The following is a 3,068-nucleotide window of genomic DNA, read 5'->3' on the forward strand; positions in this document are numbered from 1 at the left end:
CCGCAGCTTCCTGCGGCCTTGGAAGCGCTGGTGCGGCACGCTGACGCATGAGGACGACATGGCCGAGATTGGCATGGTGGAGGAGCCGTCCTTCGCGGTGGTGCCGACCTCGCCGGACAATCGCGGCGACGATCAGGGCACGGACAGCCACCGCATCGGCTATATCGCCTGGTATAACAAGGGCTTGCTGGACGCAGGGAAGGTGCCGGTGGTGCTGGCCTTCCACGGCGGCGGGGATTCGGCGCTGCATATGGCTCATGTGTCCGGCTGGTACCGGGTCGCCAAGCGGAATAACTTCCTGCTGATCACGGTGGAGAACCATCTGAACAGCACCGCCACGGAGGCCGTTGCCCTCCTGGAGGAGCTGAAGAAGAAGTCGGGGGATGCGGATGCACTCAAGGCAGAGATCGAGAAGCTTCAGAGCGAGAATAAGACAGCTGCTGATAAGTTCGCTGCTGACTTGAAGGCGCTCAAGATCAATAATGCGGTCGAAAGAGCTTTGTCGTCGGCAGGCGCGAAGAATCTGAAGGCGGTGAAAGCATTGCTTGATCTGAACGAGGCAGAAATGGACGGCGAAGATGTGAAGGGCTTGGCGGATCAGATCAAGCGATTGAAGACGAATGAGGATACGAAGTTTTTGTTCGGTGAGACTGCCCCCGGCTTTACGGGCGTGAAGGGCGGAGACAACGGCAAGAAGTCTGCGGCGGCTATCACGAAAGAGGCGTTTGCCAAAATGGGTTATAAGGAGCGTGCGGAGCTTTATAACAAGGATCAAGCAGCGTATGAGGCGCTGTCCGCACAAACGACAGAATGAGAAGGAGAGAATGAAAAATGACAAAGACAAAAATTGAGAATTTGGTAAATCCGCAGGTCATGGCGGATATGATCAATGCGACGTTGCCTGCTAAGATCAAGTTTACTCCGCTTGCGAAGGTCGACAGTACGCTTACTGCACGTGCGGGCAATACGATCACGGTGCCGAAGTATGCGTATATTGGTGAGGCTGAAGATGTGGCAGAGGGCGTTGCAATGGGTACGACTGTGTTGACTGCTACTACCACTACGGCGACCGTAAAGAAAGCAGGCAAGGCAGTGGAGCTTACCGATGAGGCTGTTTTGAGCGGCTATGGCGATCCTATCGGTGAGGCGACGAGTCAGCTCAGAATGTCTATTGCGGATAAGGTGAATAGCGATTGTTATGCGGCACTCAAAGGGGCATCTCTTACGTATGATGGCAGTGCGGGTGTTATCTCGTATTCGGGTATCGTGAAGGCGGTGGATCTGTTTGAGGAAGAGGTGGATGACAGTGTGAAGGTCATGGTCGTTCATCCGAAGCAGGTGACAACGCTTCGTCTTGATGAGGATTTCAAGAGTATCGACAAGTACCCGCTGAAGACGGTAATGACGGGGACGATCGGAGAGATCGCAGGTTGTCAGGTCGTGCCGTCTAAGAAGGTTGCTCTTGAGGATGGCTGTTATGTCTGCCCGATCGTGGTTACGACGACGGAAGAGAATGAACAGCCTGCATTGACGATCTATATGAAGCGCGGTGTCGAGCTTGAGACGGACAGAGATATTTTGGCTAAGACGACGGTTATTTCGGTGGATGAGCATTATACGGCTGTGTTGTCGAATGAGGCAAAGGTCGTTGCTGCCAGATTCAAGGCGTGATGAGGTGATTGTATATGCTGTTGCGCAGATACCATAAAAAGGCTGTTGAGGCTGTAAATGAGGGTTCGGCAGATAAGGCGATCGATGATATGACAGTGGCTGAGTTGAAGGAGTATGCTGCCGCGCATGATATCAAGCTTGGTGAGGCAACGAAGAAGGCTGACATTTTGGCGGCGATCAAAAATGCTTAACGATGTGATGGTAAGGCTTGCGGGAATGGGGTTCACCGTATCGCCTGACGATGAGTGGGTCTTGATGTTCTGTGTTGATAAGGTGACGAATCATATCAAGAACAGCTGTAATGTCAGCGAGGTTCCGACGGGGCTTCACGAGACTGCGGTCGATCTGGTATGCGGCGAGTATTTGCAGGGCAAGTTTCGCACGGGTCAGATGGGTGATGTTTCGCAGGCTGTCAGCAAGATCAAAGAGGGAGATACGGATATTACGTTCGTGAGCGGTATGAGCGATGCCGAGCTTATCGCATCGCTTATCGCCGATCTGCGCGGACGTGAGGTCGATTTCGCGGCATACAGGAGGATCCGATGGTGACGGCAGGGGTAAGGAGAGCTGTTGAACGGCTGTATACAGGCAGGTGTGATATCATCGATCAGCAGGAGATGTTTGATCCTGAGAGCGGGCAGACGAGCTTTGCAGAGGTGGTCGTGGCGAGTGGTCAGCGGTGCCGCTTGTCTTATTCTTATTTGACTTCGGCAGAGCCGAAGGACGGTGCGGCGAAGGTCAAGCAGACGATCAAGCTGTTTCTTGCGCCCGAGACGGTTGTACGGGCAGGGGCGAGGGTAGCCGTCACGCAGTGCGGACGGACTACTGAGTATAAGGCGGCAGGAGAGCCTGCGGTGTATGGCAGTCACCAAGAGGTCGTGCTGGAGCTTGCAGGTGAATACGCATGACCAGATGGGGAAAGGTCGACTGCAGACAGATGAAGAAGCTGCGGGACAGGCTGCAGGGTATGGGAGATATGCGCGATACGTTCTATGAAGCTGCCGCGAAGGAGCTTGCGGCAAGATTGCTTGCAAAGGTGATCGGGCGAACGCCTGTGGGACAATATCCATCCGAAAGCGGTATGAAGGGCGGAACGCTTCGCAGAGGTTGGACGCCTGAGTCTGATCTGAATATCAGACGGGAAGGAGACAGCTATGTGATCGATGTTGTCAATCCGGTCGAATATGCTTCTTATGTTGAGTACGGCCATCGTACGCGCGGCGGTGGCAGATGGGTAGAGGGTCGGCATATGTTGACCGTTTCGGTCGATGAGGTGCAGAGCATTGCGCCGAAATTATTGGAGAAGAAGCTTGCCAAGTGGCTGAAGGAGGTGCTGGATGGTAAATGATATCGTAAGCGGTGTGACGAAGGCGATCTATGATGCATACGGGGACGGA

General features: G+C 54.0%; 6 protein-coding genes. All 6 read left to right on the top strand.

The genetic code is table 11. The features are described from left to right. The coding region (locus IJN28_01760) for a phage scaffolding protein (protein MBQ6712500.1) at nucleotides 1–814 on the top strand (814 nt) is incomplete at its 5' end. Between the two features lie 17 nt (nucleotides 815–831). Next, entirely contained in the window at nucleotides 832–1,671 is an 840-nt protein-coding gene (locus IJN28_01765; GenBank protein MBQ6712501.1) for a N4-gp56 family major capsid protein, read from the top strand. A gap of 14 nt (nucleotides 1,672–1,685) precedes the next feature. Then, entirely contained in the window at nucleotides 1,686–1,862 is a 177-nt protein-coding gene (locus IJN28_01770) for a hypothetical protein (GenBank protein MBQ6712502.1), read from the top strand. Next, on the top strand, nucleotides 1,855–2,220 hold the full coding sequence (locus tag IJN28_01775) for a hypothetical protein (protein ID MBQ6712503.1): 366 nt from the start codon (nucleotides 1,855–1,857) through the stop codon (nucleotides 2,218–2,220). The genes IJN28_01770 and IJN28_01775 overlap by 8 nt, the downstream gene beginning before the upstream one ends. After that, nucleotides 2,214–2,579 (top strand): hypothetical protein, encoded by a 366-nt coding sequence (locus IJN28_01780; protein ID MBQ6712504.1) that lies wholly within the window; start codon nucleotides 2,214–2,216, stop codon nucleotides 2,577–2,579. The genes IJN28_01775 and IJN28_01780 overlap by 7 nt, the downstream gene beginning before the upstream one ends. Continuing rightward, on the top strand, nucleotides 2,576–3,019 hold the full coding sequence (locus tag IJN28_01785) for an HK97 gp10 family phage protein (protein MBQ6712505.1): 444 nt from the start codon (nucleotides 2,576–2,578) through the stop codon (nucleotides 3,017–3,019). Before IJN28_01780 ends, IJN28_01785 begins: the two co-directional genes overlap by 4 nt. The last annotated feature ends 49 nt before the right edge of the window (nucleotides 3,020–3,068 follow it).

The sequence above is a fragment of the Selenomonadales bacterium genome (assembly GCA_017442105.1).
Lineage (GTDB): Bacteria > Bacillota > Negativicutes > RGIG982 > RGIG982 > RGIG982.

Bases quoted from the DNA above. Each gene is read 5' to 3' on its own strand.
- IJN28_01775 (MBQ6712503.1), top strand. From the start codon at position 1,855: ATGCTTAACGATGTGATGGTAAGGCTTGCGGGAATGGGGTTCACCGTA.
- IJN28_01780 (MBQ6712504.1), top strand. From the start codon at position 2,214: ATGGTGACGGCAGGGGTAAGGAGAGCTGTTGAACGGCTGTATACAGGC.
- IJN28_01785 (MBQ6712505.1), top strand. From the start codon at position 2,576: ATGACCAGATGGGGAAAGGTCGACTGCAGACAGATGAAGAAGCTGCGG.
- IJN28_01770 (MBQ6712502.1), top strand. From the start codon at position 1,686: ATGCTGTTGCGCAGATACCATAAAAAGGCTGTTGAGGCTGTAAATGAG.
- IJN28_01765 (MBQ6712501.1), top strand. From the start codon at position 832: ATGACAAAGACAAAAATTGAGAATTTGGTAAATCCGCAGGTCATGGCG.